20 protein-coding genes and 1 pseudogene are annotated in these 25,099 nt (G+C 51.9%); 11 read left to right on the forward strand and 10 right to left on the reverse strand.

The genetic code is table 11. The features are described from left to right. Positions 1 to 158 precede the first annotated feature (158 nt). Complete coding sequence (gene hemL / locus WBL83_RS19050; protein ID WP_424590595.1) at positions 159 to 1,439, forward strand: glutamate-1-semialdehyde 2,1-aminomutase; 1,281 nt, start codon at positions 159 to 161, stop codon at positions 1,437 to 1,439. Positions 1,440 to 1,526: 87 nt separating this feature from the next. On the opposite strand, the gene fhuB is transcribed toward hemL, so the two are convergent. From fhuB to hrpB, 6 genes are all read right to left on the reverse strand, one after another. After that, a complete protein-coding gene (gene fhuB, locus WBL83_RS19055) occupies positions 1,527 to 3,512 on the reverse strand; it encodes a Fe(3+)-hydroxamate ABC transporter permease FhuB (RefSeq protein ID WP_424590596.1) in 1,986 nt (661 codons plus the stop codon). Next, the gene (gene fhuD / locus WBL83_RS19060) at positions 3,509 to 4,408 is read right to left on the reverse strand and encodes a Fe(3+)-hydroxamate ABC transporter substrate-binding protein FhuD (protein ID WP_424590597.1); all 900 of its coding nucleotides are present in this window, start codon (positions 4,406 to 4,408) and stop codon (positions 3,509 to 3,511) included. The genes fhuB and fhuD overlap by 4 nt, the downstream gene beginning before the upstream one ends. After that, positions 4,408 to 5,205 (reverse strand): Fe3+-hydroxamate ABC transporter ATP-binding protein FhuC, encoded by a 798-nt coding sequence (fhuC, locus tag WBL83_RS19065; RefSeq protein ID WP_424590598.1) that lies wholly within the window; start codon positions 5,203 to 5,205, stop codon positions 4,408 to 4,410. The genes fhuD and fhuC overlap by 1 nt, the downstream gene beginning before the upstream one ends. Positions 5,206 to 5,252: 47 nt before the next feature. Then, positions 5,253 to 7,424 (reverse strand): ferrichrome porin FhuA, encoded by a 2,172-nt coding sequence (fhuA, locus tag WBL83_RS19070; protein ID WP_424590599.1) that lies wholly within the window; start codon positions 7,422 to 7,424, stop codon positions 5,253 to 5,255. Positions 7,425 to 7,762: 338 nt separating this feature from the next. Beyond that, positions 7,763 to 10,315 carry a bifunctional glycosyl transferase/transpeptidase gene (mrcB, locus tag WBL83_RS19075; protein ID WP_424590750.1) on the reverse strand — a complete coding sequence of 851 codons (2,553 nt, stop codon included), beginning with the start codon at positions 10,313 to 10,315 and terminating at the stop codon, positions 7,763 to 7,765. Between the two features lie 78 nt (positions 10,316 to 10,393). Next, complete coding sequence (hrpB, locus tag WBL83_RS19080; protein WP_424590600.1) at positions 10,394 to 12,826, reverse strand: ATP-dependent helicase HrpB; 2,433 nt, start codon at positions 12,824 to 12,826, stop codon at positions 10,394 to 10,396. Between the two features lie 65 nt (positions 12,827 to 12,891). Here hrpB and thpR point away from each other — a divergent pair, with 65 nt between their 5' ends. The 9 genes and pseudogenes from thpR (at position 12,892) to panD (ending at position 20,148) form a co-directional block, all read left to right on the forward strand. Continuing rightward, the gene (gene thpR / locus WBL83_RS19085; protein WP_424590601.1) at positions 12,892 to 13,422 is read left to right on the forward strand and encodes an RNA 2',3'-cyclic phosphodiesterase; all 531 of its coding nucleotides are present in this window, start codon (positions 12,892 to 12,894) and stop codon (positions 13,420 to 13,422) included. Positions 13,423 to 13,555: 133 nt separating this feature from the next. After that, positions 13,556 to 14,263 carry a DNA/RNA nuclease SfsA gene (sfsA, locus tag WBL83_RS19090; protein WP_424590602.1) on the forward strand — a complete coding sequence of 236 codons (708 nt, stop codon included), beginning with the start codon at positions 13,556 to 13,558 and terminating at the stop codon, positions 14,261 to 14,263. 296 nt (positions 14,264 to 14,559) lie between these two features. After that, the gene (dksA, locus tag WBL83_RS19095) at positions 14,560 to 15,015 is read left to right on the forward strand and encodes an RNA polymerase-binding protein DksA (protein WP_183272810.1); all 456 of its coding nucleotides are present in this window, start codon (positions 14,560 to 14,562) and stop codon (positions 15,013 to 15,015) included. A 74-nt stretch (positions 15,016 to 15,089) separates the two neighbouring features. Then, positions 15,090 to 15,985, forward strand: a pseudogene (gluQRS, locus tag WBL83_RS19100) (tRNA glutamyl-Q(34) synthetase GluQRS). A 56-nt stretch (positions 15,986 to 16,041) separates the two neighbouring features. Beyond that, on the forward strand, positions 16,042 to 17,439 hold the full coding sequence (gene pcnB / locus WBL83_RS19105) for a polynucleotide adenylyltransferase PcnB (protein ID WP_424590751.1): 1,398 nt from the start codon (positions 16,042 to 16,044) through the stop codon (positions 17,437 to 17,439). After that, complete coding sequence (gene folK / locus WBL83_RS19110) at positions 17,436 to 17,915, forward strand: 2-amino-4-hydroxy-6-hydroxymethyldihydropteridine diphosphokinase (RefSeq protein WP_424590603.1); 480 nt, start codon at positions 17,436 to 17,438, stop codon at positions 17,913 to 17,915. The genes pcnB and folK overlap by 4 nt, the downstream gene beginning before the upstream one ends. A 91-nt stretch (positions 17,916 to 18,006) precedes the next feature. After that, complete coding sequence (gene panB / locus WBL83_RS19115; protein WP_424590604.1) at positions 18,007 to 18,801, forward strand: 3-methyl-2-oxobutanoate hydroxymethyltransferase; 795 nt, start codon at positions 18,007 to 18,009, stop codon at positions 18,799 to 18,801. A 13-nt stretch (positions 18,802 to 18,814) separates the two neighbouring features. Beyond that, positions 18,815 to 19,669 carry a pantoate--beta-alanine ligase gene (gene panC / locus WBL83_RS19120; protein WP_424590605.1) on the forward strand — a complete coding sequence of 285 codons (855 nt, stop codon included), beginning with the start codon at positions 18,815 to 18,817 and terminating at the stop codon, positions 19,667 to 19,669. A gap of 98 nt (positions 19,670 to 19,767) precedes the next feature. Beyond that, complete coding sequence (gene panD, locus WBL83_RS19125) at positions 19,768 to 20,148, forward strand: aspartate 1-decarboxylase (protein WP_034493438.1); 381 nt, start codon at positions 19,768 to 19,770, stop codon at positions 20,146 to 20,148. Positions 20,149 to 20,250: 102 nt separating this feature from the next. On the opposite strand, the gene WBL83_RS19130 is transcribed toward panD, so the two are convergent. Continuing rightward, the gene (locus WBL83_RS19130) at positions 20,251 to 21,501 is read right to left on the reverse strand and encodes a polysaccharide deacetylase family protein (protein WP_424590606.1); all 1,251 of its coding nucleotides are present in this window, start codon (positions 21,499 to 21,501) and stop codon (positions 20,251 to 20,253) included. Positions 21,502 to 21,585: 84 nt separating this feature from the next. Continuing rightward, positions 21,586 to 22,017 carry a PTS sugar transporter subunit IIA gene (locus WBL83_RS19135; protein WP_424590607.1) on the reverse strand — a complete coding sequence of 144 codons (432 nt, stop codon included), beginning with the start codon at positions 22,015 to 22,017 and terminating at the stop codon, positions 21,586 to 21,588. Positions 22,018 to 22,423: 406 nt separating this feature from the next. Between WBL83_RS19135 and WBL83_RS19140 the strand changes: the two genes are divergently transcribed. Further along, positions 22,424 to 23,158, forward strand: coding sequence for a hypothetical protein (locus WBL83_RS19140; protein ID WP_424590608.1), 735 nt, complete (start codon positions 22,424 to 22,426; stop codon positions 23,156 to 23,158). Between the two features lie 112 nt (positions 23,159 to 23,270). On the opposite strand, the gene WBL83_RS19145 is transcribed toward WBL83_RS19140, so the two are convergent. Beyond that, positions 23,271 to 24,041 (reverse strand): ABC transporter permease, encoded by a 771-nt coding sequence (locus tag WBL83_RS19145; RefSeq protein WP_424590609.1) that lies wholly within the window; start codon positions 24,039 to 24,041, stop codon positions 23,271 to 23,273. Further along, positions 24,038 to 24,964 (reverse strand): ABC transporter ATP-binding protein, encoded by a 927-nt coding sequence (locus WBL83_RS19150; protein ID WP_424590610.1) that lies wholly within the window; start codon positions 24,962 to 24,964, stop codon positions 24,038 to 24,040. The genes WBL83_RS19145 and WBL83_RS19150 overlap by 4 nt, the downstream gene beginning before the upstream one ends. Between the last annotated feature and the right edge of the window lie 135 nt (positions 24,965 to 25,099).

Raw genomic sequence — 25,099 nt, forward strand, 5'->3', positions numbered from 1 at the left:
GAATATACCCTAAATAATTCGAGCTGCAGGAAGGCGGCTATTGAGCGAATCACGATGAGCTTATTCAAGTAAGTGATTCGGGTAAGTGAATGCAGCCAACGCACCTGCAACTTGAAGTATAACGGGTAAATTATTTCCACGAATCCAGGAGCCGCTCCATGAGTAAGTCTGAAAACCTGTACGCTGCCGCCCGTAAAGTCATCCCAGGTGGGGTGAACTCGCCAGTTCGTGCTTTTACCGGCGTCGGCGGTGTGCCGCTGTTTATCGAACGTGCTGACGGGGCTTACCTGTATGACGCTGACGGCAAAGCCTATATCGATTATGTCGGTTCATGGGGGCCAATGGTTCTCGGCCATAACCATCCGGCAATTCGTAATGCCGTGATTGAAGCGGTTGAACGCGGCCTGAGTTTTGGCGCGCCTACCGAGATGGAAGTGAAAATGGCGGAGCTGGTCACTGAACTGGTTCCAACTATGGATATGGTTCGCATGGTGAACTCCGGTACGGAAGCCACCATGAGCGCCATTCGTCTGGCACGTGGCTTCACGGGCCGCGATAAAATCATCAAATTCGAAGGCTGCTACCACGGCCACGCCGACTGCCTGCTGGTGAAAGCCGGTTCGGGCGCGCTGACACTCGGCCAGCCAAATTCACCGGGCGTTCCGGCGGATTTCGCCAAACATACCCTCACCTGCACCTTTAACGATCTTGCCTCAGTGCGCGAAGCGTTCGAGCAATATCCGCAAGAAGTCGCCTGCATCATTGTTGAGCCTGTTGCGGGCAACATGAACTGCATTCCTCCGAATGATGATTTCCTGCCTGGCCTGCGCGCACTGTGTGACGAGTTTGGCGCACTGTTAATTATCGACGAAGTCATGACCGGTTTCCGTGTCGCACTGGCGGGCGCGCAGTCTTACTACGGTGTTGAGCCTGACTTGACCTGTCTGGGCAAGATTATTGGTGGCGGTATGCCAGTCGGCGCATTCGGCGGTCGTCGTGAAATCATGGACGCGCTGGCACCAACCGGGCCGGTTTATCAGGCAGGTACGCTTTCCGGTAACCCCATTGCGATGGCCGCTGGTTACGCTTGCCTGACTGAAGTCGCGCAACCGGGTGTTCACCAGACGTTGACGGAGCTTACGGAAATGCTGGCCGAAGGCCTGTTGAACGCCGCTAAAGCCGAGAATATTCCTCTGGTGGTCAATAATGTCGGCGGGATGTTCGGTTTGTTCTTCACTGATGCAGAGTCGGTAACGAGCTACCAGGATGTGATGGCATGCGACGTTGAACGCTTTAAGAAGTTCTTCCACTTAATGCTGGAAGAAGGCGTTTACCTGGCACCGTCTGCATTTGAAGCAGGCTTTATGTCAGTGGCGCATTCGAAAGAAGATATTCAGAAGACGATTGACGCTGCGCGTCGGGTGTTCGCGAAGCTTTAATCACAGGCAGTATTGGCGGATGACGCTTCGCTTATCCGCCCTACGGAGCATTTGTAGGGTGGATAAGCGAAGCGTCATCCAACGCAATCAGCGAGTCTGCTTACGCAGCAAATAAACAAAATACGGCGCACCGATAAACGTCGCCAACAGCCCGGCCGGAACCTGATCCGGGAAGAGGATCATTCTGCCGCACCAGTCTGCCGCCACCATCAACATCCCACCCAGCAACGCTGATATAATCAACTGTGGCATTGCCCGTCTAAATCCGAGCATCCGCGCAATGTGTGGTGCCATTAAGCCAACAAAACTTAGCGGTCCAACGGTCATGGTTGCCGCAGCCGTTAGCGTTGCAGCCAGTAAAAGCAATGCAAAGCGCGATGGCGTCAACGCCATACCAATTGCCCGTGCAGTTGCGCCGCCCAAAGGAAGAATCATCAACCAACGGCGGCACAGCGGCGTCAGAGCAAACAGAATCACCATCAGGATAAGCGTTTTGACCGACTGTTCACCGGTGACGTTATAGGTTGAACCGGAAATCCAGGTGAGGATCCCCGCCATACGCGGGTCACCGCTCGCCATCAACAGCATCAGCAACATGGTAAATGCGGTACTGAGCGCCATCCCGGCGAGCAACATGCGCTGCGGAGAAAAACCACCACGGCTGGCTGTCACCATGATGACCAACAACGTCACGGCGGCACCCAGACTGCCCGCCGGCAGCAACCAGCCGAAGGCATTACCCGGCACAATAAACAGCATCACGACTACACCGAATGCAGCACCAGAGCTGATACCTAACACTTCCGGGCTTGCCATCGCGTTACCTGTTAAACGCTGAATCACGCTCCCGGCGACGGCCAACATCATGCCCGCCGTGAGGGCTGCCAGAACGCGCGGCCAGCGCCACTGCAACAGATCGTGTAACAACGACCCACTCACCCAGTTCCAGCCGTGCGCATCACGTCCTAACGTCAATGCGGTGACAATAACCAGTGCCAGTACGCCGCCACCAATTAATGCCCACCAGCCGAGATGTTGACGTTCTGTCGGAACGTTATCGCCCTGGTTCATCGCAGGCGAACCAACGGTACGCAAGCGCGGCAACAACCAAAGCAGCAGTGGTGCACCAATCAGAGCCGTCACCGTACCGGTCGAAATCTCACGCCACACGCTGGTGAGCCAGATAACGGACTGATCTGACAGCCATAAAATCAACGCACCGATGAGCGGCGCTAACAGCAGGCGCGCAATCAAGCGTCGCGCCCCGAGCATTTTCGCCAGCAGCGGTGCAAACAGGCCGATAAAACCGATAATTCCCACGGCGTTAACCAGTAACGCACTGATGGAAATCGCCAGCACCAGTGTCGCGAGGCGAACCATCGACAGTGCGAGGCCCAGATTACGGGCGACACCGTCATCGAGCCCCATCAGCGTCAGTGGGCGTAATAACAGTAGCGTTAACAATAAACCGCCCACGAGGCGCGGCCACAAACCGTTGACGATGTCCCAGTCCTGCTGATTCAGCGAGCCGGTGCTCCACAGGAACATGTTCTGTAACTGGTCGTGATGGAAAATCGCCAGTAACTGGTTTACCGCGCCGCAATACAGGCTCAGTACCAGACCTGCGAGGATCAGCGTGACAGGCGATAAACGTTTACCCCAGGCGACACCAAACACCAGGAGGCCGACAACACCCGCACCCACTAATGCCGCGAATTGTTGGGTCTCAAACCCACCCGGCAGCGCCCACAACGTGGCAACAGTGACACCTAACTGTGCGCCACTCGCCACGCCCAATGTGGTCGGTTCGGCAAGCGGGTTACGCAGCACTTGCTGGAAGAGTACCCCCACCAGCCCCAGTCCGGCGCCAACCAGTAACGAGATAGCCAGACGTGGAAGTAAGCTGTAGTGGAACAACATCTGATTGATGTCATCAATATTGGGTTGCCATAAAGCCACACTCCACTGCGTGGAAGGCAGTTGTGCCTTCAGGTTATGCAGCGTCAGCCCACAGGCAACAATAAACAGCAGCGATAAAAGCAACGCCGGAAACACTGCATACCGATGTTTCACGCGTTGCTCCCTATGGCTTTAGCCAGCATGGTGGTGAAGTTCATGGCGGAAAGCGTGGCGCCATAAAGCCATACCGGAGGTACTCGCTGGAAACGATTCTGGCGAACAAACGGCATCGCATTCCATAAAGGCGTTGCCATCACTCGCGCCATTTCAGCGTCGTTATTGTGATCAAGGCAGATGACGTCGGCGTCTTTGACCTCGGCCAAACGCTCGAGGCCGACGACCGCGCTTCCCCAGAAGTTAGTTTCACCAGACCAGGCATTTTTCACACCTAACAAATCCATCACCTGTTGGAAGAGACTGCTTTTCCCAATGACCAGTGCGTGGCGCGAATCTAATAGCGTCATCAGTAATACGGGCTTATCGCCACGCGCGGCGAAGCGGGGTTTCATCTGTTCGATAAATTGGTCGAACTTGCGCAAGTGCTCGCTTGCCGCTTGCTGCATACCGAGTTTTTCACCCAGTTCGGTCAGCGACTGGCGGGCGACTGTTAACGGTTTCCCGGAACCATCGTTGAAACTAAATCCCACACCCGGCGCGATACGCTCAAGTTTTTCAGGCTGCGGGCCGTAGCCTGCGGAATAGAGGATCAGAGACGGTTTTAGCTGGGTAAGAAGTTCGAGATTTGGTTCGGTGCGCAAGCCAACTTCAATAATGCCATCCGGCAATTTTGGCTCGCCGACCCAGGCTTGATAATTCTTGATATCGGCCATCGCATAAGGCTTGATGCCCAGCGCCAGCATCAGTTCGACGGGCAACCATTCCAGCGCCACAATGCGATGAGGATCAACGGTTGCAGCCTGTGCATTGCCCATGTTGAGCAAAAGCGGTGAGAGCGCAAGTGCGGTGAGCAGCTGACGACGACTCAACAAAGGATTAATCAGTTCACTCATCAGTAAACAAAGCTTACCGGGGCAGCACCCGCAGGATGTGGCAGGATGCCCATGGGAATGCCATAAATCTGTTCAAGCGTTGCGCTTTGCATCAGGTCAGCCGGGCTACCCTGAGCAATCATTTCACCACCGCGCAAAGCGACCAGGTTATCGCAATAGCGAGCCGCCATATTGATATCATGCAGGACAGCAATGACGGTCAGACCGCGTTGCTGGCTAAGACGATGGATAAGCGCCAGCACATCAACCTGATGGGCAATATCCAGCGCCGATGTCGGCTCATCAAGCAGCAGGCAGCGGCTATCTTGTGCCACCAGCATAGCAATCCACGCACGTTGACGTTCACCACCAGAAAGACTATCCACCAGACGATGCGCAAAAGGCTTCAGCCCAACCAGCGTAATCGCCTCTTCAACCAATTCTCTGTCTGCCACACCAAAACGACCGAGTGCGCCATGCCACGGATATCGACCAATCGCCACCAGTTCACGCACCGTCATCCCTTCGGCGGCCGGAAGTTGCTGAGGTAAATACGCGACTTTGCGCGCAAATTCCTTGCTACTCCAGCTATCAAGAGGTTGATCATTGAGATGAATATCCCCTTCAGAGGACTTCTGATGACGGCCAAGCATTTTCAGCAATGTCGATTTGCCCGAACCATTATGCCCAATCAGACCGGTGACTTTTCCCACGGGAAAGGTAATCGATAAGGGGTGGAGAAGCGTGCGGCCGGGTACGCGGAAGGAAACGTCAGTGAGGCTAAACGTGGTATCGGGATGAAGGTGTTTGTCCTGCATGGTAGCCAACTTTGTTGAAGGGCACGGCGAACCGTGCCCGAATACACTTAGAAGCGGAATGTTGCAGTCGCAACAACCTGACGCTCAGCGCCCCAGAAGCAGCCGTAAGTGGCGAAGCAGCTGGCAACATATTCACGATCAAGCAGGTTGTTCACGTTAACCGCGACGCTCGAACCATTCATACCAAAGCGGCCGAGGTCATATTTAACCACTGCATCCAGTACCGCAGCACTGCCCACTTTGAAGCTGTTCGCTGGGTCACCGTAGCTGGAACCAATCAAGCGACCACCGGTACCGAGAGTCAGACCAGTAAGAGCACCTTCATTGAAGGTGTAATCACCCCACAATGAAGCCATATGCTCTGGCACCTGCTCAGGCGTATTGCCTTTGTAATTGGTGTCGGTGGTGTATTCCGCATCGGTGTAGGTGTAGGAAGCCGTCACGTTAATGTTGGCATTAACCGCCGCTTTCGCTTCAAGCTCAACACCACGAGAACGGATTTCGCCGCCCTGAACTGAAGAGAAGCCGTGTGAAGTGTCAGGATCGGACATCAGGTTATCAGACTTGGTCAGCTGATAAACCGCACCGGTAATCACGACAGCCATATCTTTCGGCACATACTTCACGCCCGCTTCGTACTGACGACCTTTCGAAGGTTTGAAGGTGTTGCCGTAGAAATCTGCACCCGAGTTTGGCTCGAAGGATTCACTGTAGCTGATGTATGGCGAGACACCGTTATCGAAGAGGTAGTTCAGACCTGCACGACCGGTGAATTCGCTGTCATCACGCTCGGTGAAGTTATTCGCCTGGTACGCCAGAGTAGACTGTTTCAGCCAGTCGTAACGACCACCGACCGTCAGAACAAACTTGTTCCACTCAGCTTGATCCTGAATGTAGATACCGGTCTGTTTCTGTTTGTTTTGCTGATACGGATCCGCATCGCCAAAGTCGTAGTTTTCATACACTGGGTTATACAAATCCAGTGGAGGAGCGCTGCCAAAGGTCGCGTTCACATCGTTACGCATTTGCTGGAAGTCCACACCCGTCAGCAGGGTATGTTCAAGATCGCCTGTTGCGAATTTGCTTTGCAACTGGGTATCAACAGCAAAGTTGTGCAGTTTTTCGTTATCAACAACGGTACCGCGAGTCAGCATATGGCCGGTTGAATCTACGCCTGTGCCGTAAACGCTTTTCTGATTGGTTTTAGAGTCAACATAACGCAGGTTCTGACGCACGGTGAAAGTGTCGTTGAACTCGTGGTCGAAGCTGTAACCAACCATTTTATGAGACAGCGAGTAGGTGTTATTTGGTACACCTTCGTTGAAATCAGTCGGTAAGTGAGAACCATCTGGTAACGGCTCAACGGTACCCTCTTTCGGCAGCCAACCGTAATAACCCGTTTCTGGGGTGTCTTGCAGGTTAGCTAAGAAAGTGAAATTGGTTTTATCGTCAGGACGCCAGGAGAACGACGGCGCAATCGCATAACGTTTCTGCTTGGAGAACTGCTGCTGGTCGTCGTTAGAACGAGCCACACCCGTCAGGCGATAAGAATAAACACCTGCATCATCCAGTGAATCACTGAAATCAAAGCCTGTCTGGAACAGGTTGTCGGTACCCATTTTGAACTGCACTTCTTTCAGCGGTTCAGTCGTTGGGCGCTTGCTCACCATAGTAATGATGCCGCCTGGGCTGCTTTTTCCGTACAGTACGGAAGTTGGGCCACGCATTAATTCCACGCGCTCAAGCATATACGGGTCGATGATCACTTCGTTGTAGAAGTCGCCCTGAAGCTTCAGACCATCTAAATAATTGTTCTGGTTAACTGAACCAAAACCACGGATTTTCACCGCGTCGTAGGTGTCAGATGCGCCACGTGTTGAAACGGTAATACCCGGCGTATAGCCCAGCGCTTCTTTAACGGAAGCTGGCTGGTGAGTATCCATCTCTTCACGCGTCACAATAGAAATAGACTGTGGTGTCTTTTCAATTGGCGTGTCGGTTTTGGTCGCGGTTGCCGTGCGTTTTGCTGCAATCGTTGGAGACGGGCCCCACGCGCTTTCGTCAGCTACACCAGCAGAAACGGTGATGGTGTCTTCTTTGGTTGCTGTGCTATCTGCTGCAAAGCCCGGCGCGCTGACACCGCTTACGGCGGCAGCAACAAAAAAAGCGAGCTTGCGGATAGAGGTATTGACTGGTTTTCCAGTTCTTAAACGCGCCATTGTATTATCTCTGATGAAGTGACGAATGATAACGAAAACGAGAATTATTATTATGCCCGCAGAATAATAGACGAAACGGAAAGCGCATAGCAAGCGGATCACACCCCTTCTAAGTGCGAGGGAATAATAATTAACCAGAGTGATTGCAGGGATTATCGGTGAAGGGGGAAAACAGTCATCAAACACCCCTCACCCCGGCCCTCTCCCTGAGGGAGAGGGAGGAAAAGAAAGTCACTTCTTCCGCTGGAGAGGTAGAAAAGAAAGTCACGTCTTACACTGGAGAGGCAGAAAAGAGAGTTCCCTCTCCAGGGGGAGAGGGTTAGGGTGAGGGCGTAAACTTACTTACTGCCGAACATGTCCTTAATCCAACCGGCAACACCATCGCTCGATTCTTGCTGCTGCGGCTGTTGTTGCTGTGGTTGTTGTTGCTGTTGCGGCTGCTGTTGAGGCTGCTGCTGCGACTGGCTAAACGGATTATTGTTCTGCTCAGCCTGCTGGCTTTGCTGGCACAATCCATCCGGATTCGTCGTCCATACTGGAAGGACACGATCCCCGCCACCACCGCACTGGAAGTAACCCGCGCTATCCACACCCATATCTACGATATCTTCCGGAGGATTGAGCACCAGTGGAATCGGAGTCTGGTTAGACAGATAACGTTGGTAGAGCGACATCGCCCCGCTCGCACCGTACAGTTTGGTCGGCTGGTTGTTGTCACGCCCTACCCAGGTAATGGCAACTTCTTTGCCATCGATACCGGCAAACCAGGTATCCACGTTATCGTTGGTGGTACCCGTTTTCCCTGCCAGATGCAGGTTCGGATATTTGCCACCCAACGCCCGCCCGGTACCGCGAGCCATAACCTGCTGCATGGTGTACAGCGTCATGTAAGCCGCCTGTGGAGGAACAGCCTGTTCCGCCTGCGGGAAGCTTTGATACAGCACGGTGCCATCTTCAGCAATCACCGAACGCAAGGCTGAAAGCGTTGCGCGGTTACCGCCGCTGGCAATGGTCTGGAATGCCTGAGCCACTTCAATTGGCGTCAGGTTTAGTGCGCCCAGCAACATGGCCGGAACCGGATGCAACTGGTCTTTCGGCACACCGAGTTTAATCCAGGTATCGGTCACGGCTGGTAAGCCAAGCGCCATGCCAAGGTTAACCGTTGGAACGTTCATTGAACGTGCCAGTGCATCGACCAACATTACCTGCCCGCTATAGCGACGATCATCGTTTTGCGGTGACCAGACCTGGCCATTCGGCTGCTTCAGAGCAATTGGCGCATCGGCAATCCACGTATTCAAACGATAAGCATCAGGCTGGCTTAACGCCGTCAGATAGGTTGCCGGTTTTGCCAGAGAACCGATAGAACGGCGTGCCTGCATCGCGCGGTTAAAGCCAGCGTACTGGGTTTCAGCGCCGCCAACCATGGCACGAACTTCACCGGTTGAACGGTCAACAATCACCATCGCCGCTTCAAGATCTTTCAACTTACGCGAGGCGCGTAGAACCGGTACGCCTTCGCTTACCGCTTTTTCTGCCGCATCCTGAGAAACGGAGTCAAAAGTGGTGAAGATCTTCACGCCAGACAAGTCTTTAACTTTATCGCCAAGCTTGGTCTGAAGCTCGTTACGCACCATTTGCATAAATGCAGGCTGCGGTGAAATAACGCCGCCACGCGGTTGCACACCCAGTGGACGGGCGCTCAGCATGTCGTAAAGTTCCTGGTCGATCACCTTCTGCTCTTGCAACAGACGCAGCACAAGGTTACGACGCTCCAGAGCCAGTTTCGGATTACGCCACGGGTTGTAAATCGACGCACCTTTCACCATGCCCACCAGCAACGCTTGCTGATCAAGGCTTAACTCTTCAACCGGACGACCAAAGTAGTACAGGCTCGCCAGCGGGAAACCGCGAATTTCGTTATCCCCACTCTGCCCGAGGTACACCTCGTTCAGATACAACTCGAGGATGCGATCTTTGCCGTAGCGCGCGTCCATGATCAGCGCCATGTACGCTTCGTTGGCTTTACGCCAGTAAGAACGTTCGCTCGACAGGAACAGGTTTTTCACTAACTGTTGGGTCAGTGTACTTGCGCCCTGCACGGTGCGACCGGCGGTGAAGTTCGCCAGCATTGCACGACCGATGGAGTAGAAACTGATCCCATCATGTTCATAGAAATGGCGGTCTTCTGTGGCAATCAGCGTATCAACCAGCAAATCCGGGAAACCGGTGCGTGGCACAAACAGACGCTGCTCACCGTTCGGAGAAGACAACATGGTGATCAAACGCGGATCCAGACGGAAGAAACCGAAACTACGGTTGCTGTCCATGTTCTGGATCGATTCCAGATGGTCACCATCAAAAATCAGACGTGCGCGGATCTGCCCTTCTTTACTATCAGGGAAATCAAACGGACGACGGATCATCTCAATGCTGTTGCCTTGCACGGTAAACTCACCAGGACGAGTCATCTTCGTCACCTGACGGTACTGAGTGGCTTCCAGCAGGTTGATCATCTCTTTTTTGCTGTACGGCATGTCTGGTTCAAGGTTCACCATGCGGCCATAAACGGCTGCCGGGAGTTGCCAGACTTTGCCATCGATACGGGCGCGGATCTTCTGATCAAGATAGACGCCGTAAATCACGAACAGCACGACAAAGACAACAAACAGTTTTAGTAAGAACCACAACCAGCGGTGCTTCTTACGTGGCGGACGGCCATTACCGCTACCTTTTCCTTTACGTGGCGGCATCGGTTCCTCGTCGTCATAATCATCGTCGTAATCCGCGTCGTATTCCTCTTCACGGACACGACGGCGGCTTACTTTCTCTTTTACAGGACGTGAAGGTTTACCTTTACGTCCAATCGGTTCGCGGTCATTCCCCGCCATTGCTTTCTCCACCAAAAAAAGGCGCAAGGCCTGATTCTCCTGTCTTCCGCATAAGTCGGAAGAGGAAATCTCTCAAAGTCATTGGTACTTTTTAGTACGCCGCGTGGGCAGCGCGTCTGCTGGCGAATCCGGCCAGACGTGTTTTGGATAACGTCCTTTCATCTCTTTTTGCACTTCCCGATAGGCACCCTTCCAGAACGCGGTTAAATCACGCGTTATCTGTAAGGGGCGTTGTGCCGGGGAGAGCAGTTCCAGAACCAGTGGCACACGGCCTTCGGCGATCACTGGGGTTCGCGCTTCACCAAACATTTCTTGCATACGAACAGCAAGAACTGGCGGATTTTCATCATCATAGCGAATTGCTATCTGGCTTCCTGTCGGCACAGTGTAATGAGTTGGCAGCGCACTATCCAGACGAACGCGTGCGTTCCAGTCGAGTAGATTGTGTAACGCGCGTGTGACATCGATGTTTTTAAGCGCGCGAAGCGAGTGTACACCATGCAGTTCAGGTAATAACCAGCTGTCTAAATTTCGTAGCAAAGCATCATCCGAAACATCCGGCCACGCAAGTTCCGGCAACCATTTTGCTGCACAAGCCAGGCGCAAACGAAACTGTTGCGCATGGGATGACCAGTTAAGAACAGCCAGACCCTTTTCGCGAATGCCGTTGAGCATGGCTTGATGCAATTCTTCTTCAGACGGTTTCGCCAGCGGCTGGACTTTCACCACCAGTTTGCCAATCTGCGTGCGACGAAAAGCTTTCAAGGTGCCCTGAGTTTCATCCCACTCAATGGAATCACTTTGGGTTAATAACGATGGGCATTGCGCGGTTAACGTATCGATCTCAAGAGGAATGGCCTGCAAGATCCGCGCGTCTGGCGTATTGCTCCCCTGCAGTAGTAAAGGTGCTAACAGCCATTCATAACGCGTTAACGGATCGTCCTGATTAAGCATCGCCCCCATGCCGTTAGCTAATTGATAGCGACCTTCCTGGCCGCGACGCCGTGCGATACGATCGGGGAAAGCTTGAGCCAGTAACGGGGCGACAAGAGATAAATCGGCGGCACCACCACGATTATTCAGCCGCTTCAACAGCTGTGAACTGCGCTGCTGCCAGTTTTCCTGCCGCCGGCTCAATGCGTTTCGCAAATCACTGTCATGACCACGGGGCGGCTCTTCAAGGATCGCGACCAGGCGTGCGGCAGTGACTTGTTCATCAGCGGTTTTTGCATTGACCAACACCGCGGCAAGGCGAGGTTCGTTGCCCAAATTTGCCATCTTCTGGCCGACCGGCGTGAGCCGGTTTTGCGCGTCGAGTGCATTGAGCTGGCGTAATAATGCCTGTGCGGCGCTAAGGTTGGCGGCGGGAGGAGAATCAAGCCACGTGAGCTGATGCGGATCCTGACAACCCCATTGCAGCAAATCGAGCATCAGGCCGGAAAGATCGCTTTGCAGTATTTCGGGCTCACTTTGGGTCGCCGCACGCTCGGCTTGCTCAGCGCTGGTTAAGTGCAGGCAAATACCCGCTTCCAGTCGCCCTGCTCGTCCGGCACGTTGAACCATCGACGCCTGGCTTATACGCTGCGTGATAAGCCGCGTTAATCCGCTACGCACATCAAAACGCGCCACGCGTTCAAGCGCGGTGTCCACCACCAGGCGGATGCCTTCGATGGTGAGACTGGTTTCAGCAATGTTGGTCGCCAGCACGACTTTGCGCATGCCATTTGCTGCAGGCAAAATCGCTTTGCGCTGTTCGTTTAACGGCAACGCACCGTATAACGGGCAAAGCTGCACGTCGCTTGCGACGCGCTCTTGTAACTGTTGTTGAACACGCTGGATTTCAGCAACGCCCGGTAAAAACAGCAACAGCGAGCCCGACTCTTCGCACAGCAAATTCGCCACCACAATGGCCACCGCTTCATCAAAACGCTGATGAGTGGAAAGCGGACTGTAACGGCGCTCAACAGGGAATGCCCGCCCTTCAGAGATAATGACCGGGGCATCAGGTAAACACTGTTGCAGACGCGGGTTATCAAGGGTTGCCGACATGATCAAAAGTTTGAGGTCATCGCGTAATCCCTGCTGCACATCGAGCAACAACGCTAACGCCAGGTCAGCTTGCAGGCTACGTTCATGAAACTCATCAAGAATAACCAGCGCCACCCCATCAAGCTCAGGATCGTTCTGGATCATGCGCGTCAAAATGCCCTCAGTGACCACTTCGAGCTGCGTATTGGGCCCGACACACGTTTCGGCACGCATACGATAACCGACTGTTTCACCGGGTTTCTCACCCAATAATTCCGCCAGACGTTGTGCAACATTACGTGCCGCCAGGCGACGCGGTTCGAGCAGCAGAATGCGCCCATCTAAGTTTGCCTGCTGCAAAATCTGCAACGGCAGCCAGGTCGATTTACCGGCACCCGTTGGCGCGCTCAATAAAACTTGCGGTGCATTTTGCAAAGCGTGAAGAATGTCGGGTAGCACTGCGGCGACCGGTAATGACGGCACAAACGGCTCCAAAAAGGTATGATGCGAAGTTCGCTATTGTAGCAATCTATTACCGAGAGACCACCATGGCTGAAACTCGCCGTCTGTTCTTTGCCCTCGAACTGCCTGCTGATGTGCAAAAACAGATTATCCAGTGGCGCGCCACTCAGTTTCCTGAAGATACCGGGCGGCCAATTGCCGCCGCTAACCTGCATCTGACGCTCGCCTTTTTGGGTGACATCAGCGCGGAAAAGCAAAAGGCACTTTGCCAGTTAGCCGGGCGCATCCGCCAGCGCGGATTTACTCTGACCATTGATGATGCCGGGCAATGGCTGCGTTCGAGTGTTGTGTGGATTGGTCCGCGCCATGCGCCTTTAGGGCTCATTCAACTGGCAAACATGTTACGCTCTCAGGCGGCGCGCAGTGGCTGTTACCAAAGCCCACAGCCATTTCATCCGCACATCACCCTTTATCGCAATACGCCGCGTGCGGTCTCCATTCCATCCCCCAATTTCCGCTGGCAATATCAGGTAGATGAATTTGTGCTGTATGAGTCTGTTTTCAAACAAGGGCGAACGCGTTACCAGGAGTTACAACGCTGGTCATTAAATAAATGACCCTAAATAATTCGGGTTGTTGGCAGGCGGCAAGCGTGTGAATCCCCAGGAGCATAGGTAACTGTGTGACTGGGGTGAGAGCGAGCAGCCAACACATCAACAACTTGAAGTATGACGGGTAAAGGAAGAATGAATGGAATTTAGCCCACCGTTGCAGCAGGCCACACTAATTAAACGTTATAAACGCTTTTTGGCCGATGTCGTCACGCTTTCCGGCGAAGAATTAACCCTTCATTGCCCAAATACTGGCGCAATGACCGGTTGTGCTACGCCCGGCGATACCGTCTGGTATTCCACATCAGATAACCCGACGCGTAAATATCCCCACACCTGGGAAATCACTCAGACGCAAAATGGCGACTTTATCTGTGTAAATACCCTGCGCGCGAATAGCGTCGTGAAAGAAGCCTTAGGCGCTGAAACTATTTCAGAACTATCGGGTTACAGCACAATTAAAAGCGAAGTAAAGTACGGCGCGGAGCGCAGCCGTATTGATTTTATGTTGCAAGCAGATTGCAAGGTTAACTGCTATATTGAAGTGAAATCAGTCACGTTATCACAACAAGATTGTGGCTATTTCCCTGATGCCGTTAGCCTGCGCGGGCAGAAGCATTTGCGGGAATTAATGAATGTGGTTTTGCAGGGCGAACGCGCGGTGCTGCTGTTTACCGTTTTGCATTCGGCAATTACCCAGGTCTCCCCGGCACGCCACATCGATGCAAAATATGCGCAGTTGTTATCTGAGGCGCAACAGTGCGGAGTCGAACTTCTTGCTTATAAAGCTGAACTTTCAGCAAGTGGCTTAACTCTAATTTCGCCGTTGCCTGTTCTTTTATCCTGAATATACCCAATAGATTTCAAGATGCAGGAAGGCAGCAAACGAGCGAATCCCGATGAGCTTACTCAAGTAAGAGATTAGGGTGAGCGATAGCAGCTAACGTACCTGTAACTTGAAAGATGATGGGTATTAATGTTTGTCTGTTTTGTGTGCTGGCGGCTCGCGTAAATACGCTTTTCTTCACAGGCTTGTCAAGAGAGGAATTTATATAATTGCCATCCTGAAAAGCATCTGCTATTTATAGCGGCCTGATTTTCCCCCTACCAGGGGACCGATAGTGCGTGTTAAGGAGAAACAACATGCAAGAAGGGCAAAAGCGTAAAACATCGTCCCTGAGTATCCTCGCCATCGCTGGGGTGGAGCCATATCAGGAGAAAACGGGCGAAGAATATATGAACGAAGCCCAGCTGTCGCACTTCAAGCGTATTCTTGAAGCCTGGCGTAGCCAACTTATGGATGAAGTTGATCGCACGGTAACGCATATGCAGGATGAAGCAGCAAACTTCCCGGACCCGGTTGACCGTGCAGCCCAGGAAGAAGAATTCAGCCTCGAACTGCGTAACCGTGACAGGGAACGTAAACTGATCAAGAAAATCGAGAAGACCCTCAAGAAAGTAGAAGACGAAGATTTCGGTTTCTGCGAATCCTGTGGCGTTGAAATCGGCATCCGCCGTCTCGAAGCTCGCCCGACAGCTGATTTGTGCATTGACTGTAAAACGTTGGCAGAAATTCGCGAAAAACAAATGGCTGGCTAACGGCCCGCAATTTCACCACTTTCAAAGGCGGGAGACTCTCCCGCCTTATTCATTTCCAGCCTTTCACAACACTGATGACCACATCTCGCTATATTGGACGCTTTGCACCCTCGCCTTCCGGTGAACTCCATTTTGGGTCGCTGATTGCCGCACTGGGCAGTTATCTGCAAGCCCGCGCGCAGCAGGGCCGCTGGTTGGTTCGCATCGAAGATATCGACCCACCTCGAGAAATCCCTGGTGCCGCTACCACCATCTTGCAGCAATTAGAACATTATGGATTGCACTGGGATGGTGACGTTTTATGGCAATCCCAACGCCACGAAGCCTACCGTGAAGCCCTCGCCTTCTTGCAGCAGCAAGGTATGAGTTATTTCTGCACCTGTACCCGCAGCCGCATTCAGCAAATCGGTGGTTACTACGACGGCCATTGCCGCACGTTAAATCACGGACCAGAGAATGCCGCGTTACGGTTTGTGCAACATCATCCGGTATTAAGTTTTGCCGATAAACTGCACGGAAAATTAATTGCCGATGAAAAACTCGCTCGCGAAGATTTTATCATTCACCGCCGTGATGGGTTATTTGCCTATAATCTTGCTGTAGTTGTGGACGATAATTTTCAGGGTGTGACTGAAATTGTGCGCGGTGCTGATTTAATTGAGCCGACGGTTCGACAAATTTCACTCTATCAACAGTTTGGCTGGACGGTGCCTGATTACGTCCATTTGCCGTTGGTACTCAACGAAAATGGCGCCAAGTTATCTAAGCAAAATCATGCGCCAGCCCTACCACAGGGCGATCCACGTCCGGTTCTTCATGCAGCTATGGGTTTTTTAAACCAACCAGAAATTGCTGGCTGGCAAGATTTGTCGCTCAGTGAGTTACTCAGTCTGGCGGTGCAAAACTGGTCGCTGCAGGCTGTTGTGTCTGGCTCTTCGTGAATACGTCATTCTCAAATGCCACGCACTGAGCTATGATTAGCCGCTGTTTTTTTTGTCCCTATGATTGACACTGCCGAGGTGTACTATTTTTACCCGAGTCGCTAATTTTTGCCGCAAGGTGCTTAACCGCGATGACGTCGTGGTCGAGGAGAGTGAAGATCTCCCGCAAATCACGGTAATTCCGCGTGACCAGCACGCTCTGTCCCGCAAAGATATCAGTGAAAATGCCCTCAAGGTGCTCTATCGTCTGAACAAAGCAGGCTACGAGGCTTACCTCGTGGGCGGCGGTGTCCGTGACCTATTGCTCGGCAAACAGCCGAAAGACTTTGATGTCACCACCAGCGCCACACCGGATCAGGTGCGTAAACTGTTCCGCAACTGCCGTCTGGTTGGCCGTCGCTTCCGCCTGGCACACGTGATGTTTGGGCCGGAAATCATCGAAGTTGCGACTTTCCGTGGTCACCACGAAGAGCAAAAGTCTGATAAACAGACTTCGCAGACCGGTCAAAACGGCATGCTGCTTCGCGATAACATCTTCGGTTCCATCGAAGAAGATGCTCAGCGCCGCGATTTCACTATCAACAGCCTTTATTACAGCGTGGCGGATTTCTCCGTTCGTGATTATGTCGGTGGCCTGCGTGATTTACGCAATGGCGTCATCCGTCTGATTGGCGATCCTGAAACGCGTTATCGCGAAGATCCGGTTCGCATGCTGCGTGCCGTGCGCTTTGCCGCGAAGCTGAATATGACGATTAGCCCGGAAACAGGCGAACCTATTCCGCGCTTAGCAACCTTGATTAATGACGTCCCGCCAGCCCGTTTGTTTGAAGAGTCGCTGAAACTTCTGCAAGCCGGTCACGGGTACGACACTTATGAATTACTGCGTGAATATCAGCTCTTCCAGCCGTTATTCCCGACCATCACCCGCTACTTTACCGAGCAGGGTGACAGCCCGATGGAGCGCATGATCGCTCAGGTGCTGAAGAATACCGATAACCGCATTCATAACGATATGCGTGTCAATCCGGCCTTCTTGTTCTCGGCTATTTTCTGGTATCCGCAACTGGAGATGGCCCAAAAGCTGACCCAGGAGAGCGGCCTTGCCTATATGGACGCCTTCGCATTAGCGATGAACGAAGTGCTGGATGAAGCCTGCCGTGCGCTGGCTATTCCAAAACGTATTACTACGCTGGTTCGTGACATCTGGGGCTTGCAGCTTCGTCTGTCGCGCCGCCAGGGCAAACGCGCCTGGAAGCTGATGGAGCATCCTAAATTCCGCGCGGCGTATGATTTGCTGGCCTTGCGTGCTGAAGTGGAAAATAACCAGGAATTACTGCGCCTGACCAAATGGTGGGGTGAATTCCAGGTGGCCGCTCCCCCTGCGCAAAAAGATATGCTCGATGTATTAGGTGATGAACCAGCGGTACGCCGCCGTCATCGTCGTCCGCGTAAACGTGCACCGCGTAGCGGAGGAAGTGCATGACACTGGCGTATATCGCCCTTGGCAGCAACCAGGACGCCCCGCTTGAGCAAGTGACTCATGCGCTGGACGCTATTGCAACCATCCCGCAAAGCCGGGTGGTTGCTATCTCCTCTTTCTATCGCACTCCGCCACTTGGCCCGCAAGACCAACCCGATTACCTGAATGCTGCTGTCGCGCTGGAAACGGAACTGTCTCCGGAAGGCTTACTGGCTCATACTCAACGTATTGAGCTGGAGCACGGACGGGTACGCAAAGCCGAACGCTGGGGGCCACGTACACTGGATCTCGACATCATGTTGTTCGGTAATCTGACGCTGGCCACGCCAACTCTTACCGTGCCGCATTACGATATGAAAAACCGTGCGTTCATGTTAGTTCCATTACTGGAAATCGCGCCTGATTGCGCCTTCCCAGGCGGCCTGCCTGTCGCTAAAGTTTTAGAAAATATCTCCCAGGATGGGATTACTTTTTGGTAACCACGGACGTGTTTTATTTGTTATACCCTGCCACTTATTCGTTGAAGGGTATTTAGATTTCACTCCCCACCCTTAATTCTCAGGGACTGCCATGAAACCAATCACCATGTCTCAGTTGCGCCAATGGAAACAGGCTCAACGCAAGTTTGCCACCATCACAGCTTATGATTTCAGCTTCGCAAAACTGTTTGCCGAGGAAGGCATTGGCGTCATGCTGGTTGGCGATTCCTTAGGAATGACCGTTCAAGGCCACGACTCCACACTGCCCGTCACCGTAGAAGATATTGTCTACCACACGCGCGCGGTACGCCGTGGTGCGCCGCATTGCCTGTTGCTGGCTGACCTGCCGTTTATGGCATACGCCACCCCTGAGCAAACTTTTGCTAACTCGGCTGAAGTGATGCGCGCGGGTGCGAACATGGTCAAAATTGAAGGGGGTCGCTGGCTGGTTGATACCGTCAAAATGCTGACTGAGCGTGCGGTTCCAGTATGCGGACATTTGGGTTTAACGCCGCAATCGGTGAATATCTTCGGCGGATATAAAATCCAGGGCCGTGATGAAACTGCGGCACAAACGTTGCTTGATGATGCCCTGGCGCTCGAAGCTGCAGGTGCGCAACTGTTAGTACTGGAGTGCGTGCCGGTTGCGCTGGCAAAACGTGTGACTGACGCGCTGACTATCCCGGTTATTGGTATCGGCGCTGGCAACGTCACTGACGGACAGATTTTGGTGATGCATGATGCATTCGGCATCACCGGTGGCCATATTCCAAAATTTGCGAAAAACTTCCTTACAGGAACCGGCGACATGCGCGCTGCGGTGCGCCAGTACATCAACGAAGTTGAGTCCGGCACCTATCCAGGTGAAGAACATAGTTTCCACTGACAGGAGAAGGGTTGTGTTGATTATCGAAACGATACCAATGCTGCGTCAGCAGATCCGCCGTTGGCGCCAGGAAGGCAAGCGCATTGCGGTGGTCCCTACCATGGGGAACCTGCACGACGGGCATATGAAGCTGGTCGATGAGGCGAAAAGCAGCGCCGATGTGGTGGTCACCACCATTTTTGTTAATCCGATGCAGTTTGACCGCCCGGATGACTTAACGCGCTACCCACGCACCTTGCAGGAAGATTGCGAGAAGCTCAATCGCCGCAAAGTCGACCTGGTATTTGCACCAGCGCCGGGTGACATTTTCCCGAAAGGGCTGGATTCGCAGACCTTCGTCGACGTTCCTGGGCTTTCTACCATGCTCGAAGGTGCAAGCCGTCCGGGGCATTTCCGCGGCGTGTCCACCATCGTCAGCAAACTGTTTAACATGGTGCAGCCTGACGTCGCCTGTTTCGGTGAGAAAGATTTCCAACAACTCGCGTTAATTCGCAAGATGGTTGCGGACATGGGTTATGACATCGAAATCATTGGTGTGCCAACCGTGCGCGCGAAAGATGGCCTGGCGCTGAGTTCGCGCAACGGCTATCTGACTGCTGAACAACGCAAAATCGCACCGGGCCTGCATCAAGTGATGCAAACTCTGGCGGACAAACTGCGTGCCGGTGAGCGCGATACTGAAGAATTGCTGGCAATCGCGGCAACGGAACTCAATGAAAAAGGCTTCCGTTCAGACGACCTGCAAATTCGCGATGCGGATACGTTGCTGGAGCTGGATGTTGAGAGCAAACGCGCAGTGGTGTTGATGGCCGCATGGCTAGGCCAGGCGCGTTTAATTGATAATATTCAGGTCGAGCTCGCGCAGTAGACAGCCTGGCAAAATCGGGCAATACTGCCCCACTAATTTCCGGTGGCAAGCGCTGCGCTTGCCATTTCTGTAACCCAATAGTGACGAAGGTTTAAGCTATGATACGCACCATGCTGCAAGGCAAACTTCACCGTGTCAAAGTGACGCAGGCGGATTTGCACTATGAAGGCTCCTGCGCCATCGATCAGGACTTCCTTGAGGCGGCTGGCATTCTGGAATATGAAGCCATTGATATTTATAACGTCACCAACGGTAAGCGTTTTTCTACTTACGCAATCGCTGGCGAACGCGGTTCTAAAATCATTTCGGTGAACGGCGCTGCGGCACATTGTGCCGATGTGGGCGACATTCTGATTATCGCTACTTACGTGACGATGCCAGATGAGCAAGCGCGTAGCTGGCAGCCGAAAGTGGCTTATTTCGATGGCGACAACGAAATGAAACGCCTGGCGAAAGCCGTACCGGTTCAGGTGGCCTAGTCAGATCGTTTCTGAGAATTTGTAGGTCGGGTAAGCGAAGCGTCACCCGACAAAATTGACGTAGTTGGTGGATGACGCTTTCGCTTATCCACCCTACAAAACTCAAGACTGCGGCTGGTTACTAATAAGCCGCGACATCGTTTCTAACGAGTCGGTACGTAATATATAAAGCCGTTTCAGCAAAAACGGGTTATCTCCCGGCTTCACTTTCCCGCGTACTGTCGTCACCGCCATATGGTATCCCGCGTCATTAGCCGCTTGTACGGCTTTATCGTTGTAGCCCCCAAACGGATACGAAAGGTAGATAACATGCGGATTAAACTGCGACAGAGCCCGTCTTGAGTGTTCAAAATCCAGCAGGATATTACGGTAAGTACGGCGTAACAGTGTCGGCTGACGGTTTGCATCAACACGATGTAAGAAGTGGGTGTGCGACTGGATATCAAACACATCTTTGCTCGCCTGCAACTCCGAAATACTCATAAACTGTAGCCCCTTCGGGTTCCAGGGTTGCGGATGCGCTTTAATGCGTGACGAGATAATGAATGACGTCGCCTTGAAACCGTACTGCTTGAGGATCGGGTAAGCGTAGCGATAAACCGACTTAAGCCCGTCATCAAACGTAATCACTACCGCACGCGCCGGCATGTTCATGCGATTGCGCACATAACCTTCAAGCTGATACATCGTCAGTGTGGTGTAACCCCGGTCCCGCAACCACGCCATTTGGTTGCCGAATGCCACAACAGACGTGGTAGTGGAGGTATGACGGAAACGGGTGTTCTCTTCATCACGCAGGATATGGTGATAAGTGAGTACAGGAATACCCTCGTCCTGCTGGGCATCAAGGCTACTGACATACCCCAGACGGTTGCCAATTCGAATCTGAAACCAGGTCTGGTTGAGCCGGTCTTTTAGCCGGGCAATAATTGGATAACGTATGTTATCGGCCAGCGTACCAAACGGGGCGCTACCATTATCTGGCGCGTTGTACACCGCAACATCGCGGAAGGTCACGAGGTTCTGGTTGCTCAATGGCTTGTGCAAATCCCCCAGACGGTCTTCAACACGCTGTTTTCCCTGCACCGGCTCCAGATGTGTTTTATCGATAAAGCCGGTACCGAAGCCAAAACTGAACTCATAATAATCGGCCGCCGTCGGGACGACTGCCAGAATTTGTCCTTCCTGAATGGTACCGACAGAGATGACTTTATCCCCCACTTGCGCCCAAATATCGGCATCTTCGGTGGTTTGCATATATTGCGCGGGAGTATGGTGACTGCTGAGCAGGCTGGCATTAGCGCTGGTGCCACAAATCAGCATCAGGGCGGCAAAGATAAGACGAGTTAGCATAACGGATTTGATTGCACAGAGTGTCTCAATGACGAAAAGAAGCGGTCATTCTAACAAAAGCCCACCCAATACCAACCTTTCAGATCAATATTGGTGGAGTAATACGAAGGGAGGATTTTTTTGTTGTTGATGCCAAAGGCTGGTGATGTCGTCCCCGCCCTGCTCAACGATACGCTCGCGGAACTCTTCACTGGTCAAGGTGTTGCGACAGGCACGCATCGCGAACAACACGGGCAGCGTCACACCGGAGATCACTTCACAATGGGTATGCTGGTGGCTGATTAATGCCGCCGTGCGATAAGGCGCAGCACCGGTTATATCCGTCAGAAAAATAACGCCGTCCCCAGAATCGCAGTTATAAAGTGCGTCACACATCATACGGCTCAGCATATTGGTGCTCAGCCCCTTCCAGTAATTCACAGCACAACATTGAGGCTGAGGCCCAAAACGACGCTCAATAGCATCCAGCATATCCTGAGCGTAGTAGTCATGACCGGCAATAACCCAACCTAGCATGGCGTTCTCCTGTTTGCGGAGCGACAGTGTGCCAGAGGGAAAAATTAGCTCTGTGATACTAATCAATTCTGAGCAAAAAAAATCTTGCTCGGTTGTTGCTGATAGACAACGCTTCAGCATACTGGTCGTTTTGTAGACCCCAGTTCTTAAATATATTCAGTCAGGCTGTTGCTAAACGGGGTTTATAGCGTAGATAAGCGTAAGCGCCCCCACTCTATCTATCTATAATGACAGGTGAAAGTGTCGGGTGATGCTACGTTCACCCGACCTGCGACAGAGGTTTGTTATCAATCTCAATTCCAGAACATTATTTATTAAGTAGACATAATAACAGATAGTATTTATTGTATTTTCCATATTAAGAAATATCTCGCCGCATATGAAAATATACCAATCATTGTTAATAATGTTTGATGTGATTTTATTTCCAGGATTTCATTTAGTGTATAATATATTAACTCTGAGAAGAGATTTAGAAAGTATAGGTTTTTCCCGCACTCATGATTCTTTTATCTGGGAACAAGAAGGGCAACAAGGCATAGTTAATAGCAGTATATCAAGCCAATTTTTCAACCATACACGAAGAAAAAATAATCTTAACGATCTTGTTGAATATTGCTGGCACGCATATATGAAAGCCAATACAGCCTCCGGCGCCATGTTAATTGGTCGTACCGGTGATTTATGGCGGAAAGATATTTTACAGAAATGTAATCTTGCACAAGGTGACAATCTCTGGAAGCAAGAGGCCAAAGGCAATATCCTGGCGATGGACAAATGGCTTGGAGTGCTTAATGACTGTTGGATAATGGGCGGTATACACCGATATGCAGATTTCCGACTCATGTCGCCGCTGTCGCCTGACAACCTTTGGAACTACCAGAGCGGTTTTCATGTTGTGACAGCCAGAGAAATTCTCGGCCTTTTACGCTTCGGATATAAAAAATCTGTTATCAATAATATAGCAACATTTAAATGTGGCTCATTAGATACAGCCCGCAGGGCTAATCTCCGCGACTATGAGTTATTGATGAGAAAAGAACAGCTACGGGGCATATCGTCAATAACAAAATTAATCTCAGCAAATTATCAGCATGAAATATTATCGTTTAATCAAGGGACAATGAGAAATATACGCTAATATTCCCTTCATTTTAAAATTCTTAACAAATTAACATTTATCTTGCAGCACTATTGTACACGACCATCCCCCAACTTCTGAAAATAGAATCCAGAAGTTGGGGGAAATCTGGTTAACTGCGCAAACCACGCCCACGCTGGATCAGATACCAGCAAAGAATGTAGAACGCGGCGATAAAGCCCACCAATACCGTAATCGTGAACAGCAACGGCACGTCATTAATGCCTAAGAAACCGTAGCGGAATCCGCTGATCATATACACGACCGGGTTCAGGTGAGACAACGCCTGCCAGAACGGAGGTAGCAGCGTTAATGAGTAGAACACGCCACCCAAATAGGTCAGGGGTGTCAGCACGAATGTAGGGATCAGGCTGATGTCATCAAACGTTTTGGCGAACACGGCGTTCAGCAAACCGGCCAGCGAGAACAGGATAGCGGTCAGCAGCAATGTTAATGCCACAAACAGCCACGAATGCACCTGGAATGGGACAAAGAACAGCGATACCGCCGTCACCAGAATCCCAACACACAGGCCACGCGCCACACCGCCACCAACATAACCGGCAATAATAATGTGCGTCGGCACTGGAGCCACCAGCAGCTCTTCAATGTTGCGCTGGAACTTGGCGCTAAAGAATGAAGAGGCCACGTTGGCATAGGAGTTGGTAATCACCGCCATCATGATCAAACCCGGCACGATGAATTGCATGTAGGTAAAACCATGCATTGAACCAATTTGCGAACCGATCAAATTACCGAAAATGATAAAATACAAGGTCATGGTGATGACCGGCGGGACCAGGGTTTGTATCCAGATACGCGTAAAACGGTGGATTTCTTTGGTCCAGATACTTTTTAACGCCACCCAATAGAGATGCATCATGCCTGGCCTCCTTTCGGACCGTTGACTAGCGTGACGAACAGCTCTTCCAGACGGTTTGCTTTGTTACGCATACTTAATACCTGAATCCCTTGAGAGCTTAACTGGCTGAATACGCTATTAATTCCCTGCTCACGCAACACTTCCACTTCCAGTGTCGAGGTATCTACCAAACGGTACTGATAACCATCTAACTGTGGCAATGGACTTTTCGGCGCTAAGTCGAGGATAAACGTCTCTGACTTAAGCTTGGAGAGCAGTGATTTCATTGACGTATTTTCTACCAGCTCGCCATTTTGAATAATGCCGATGTTACGGCACAGCATTTCTGCTTCTTCAAGATAGTGAGTGGTCAGAATGATGGTGGTGCCTTTGTCGTTCAAATCCTTCAGGAAACCCCACATCGAGCGACGCAGTTCGATATCAACGCCCGCTGTTGGTTCATCAAGGATCAGCAATTTTGGTTCATGCATTAACGCGCGGGCAATCATCAAACGGCGCTTCATGCCGCCGGACAACATGCGCGCACGTTCGTTGCGTTTTTCCCACAAATCGAGCTGTTTGAGGTATTTTTCGCTACGCGCGATGGCTTCGCTGCGTTCAACACCGTAGTAGCCCGCCTGATGAACAACAATCTGTTGCACCGTTTCAAACGGGTTAAAGTTAAATTCCTGCGGCACCAGCCCAAGCTGGCGTTTGGCGTTAACAATGTCTTTTTGCAGGTCGTAACCAAACACGCGAACCCGGCCAGAGGTTTTATTTACCAGCGAGCTGATAATGCCGATAGTGGTGGATTTTCCTGCGCCATTTGGCCCCAGCAGAGCGTAAAAGTCCCCTGCTTCAACACGAAGATCTATGCCGCGCAGCGCCTGTACACCGCCGGGATAGGTTTTCGTTAACTGTTCCAGTTCTAGTGCAATTGTCATTATTTACGGTTGCCTTTTCCGGTACTAAAAGTTATGCCCCAAATGAATCAGGGTGCAGCCAACTCCCCTGCAAGTTGAAGTATGACGGGGATAGCAGTTTTAAAATTTATTCAGTTCCCCTATATTACCTCAACG

It is taken from the genome of Buttiauxella sp. (assembly GCF_049686335.1).
GTDB lineage: Bacteria > Pseudomonadota > Gammaproteobacteria > Enterobacterales > Enterobacteriaceae > Buttiauxella.